Here is a 248-nt window from a genome sequence, read left to right on the forward strand (position 1 = left end):
GCCGGGCCGTTCCGTGATGACCAGGTGCAGCACTGCACCGACAACCGCGAAGAAATGCAGCGCGCCCGCCACGCCTTCGAACTGGCGGCCCAAGGGCGCTCGGTGGTGGTGGTGTCGTCCGGCGACCCGGGTGTGTTCGCCATGGCCGCTGCGGTGATCGAGGCGTTGCATGAGTCCAGCGACCCCGCGTGGCACCAGGTCGACTTGCAGATCCTGCCCGGCGTCTCGGCTTCACTGGCCACTGCTGC

1 protein-coding gene is annotated in these 248 nt (G+C 69.0%); it reads left to right on the forward strand.

The features are described from left to right. Positions 1-248: SAM-dependent methyltransferase (locus AC0L20_RS41550; RefSeq protein ID WP_473295919.1), on the forward strand; the 248-nt coding region annotated here is incomplete at both ends.

The sequence above is a fragment of the Bradyrhizobium sp. Kon58 genome (genome assembly GCF_055807455.1).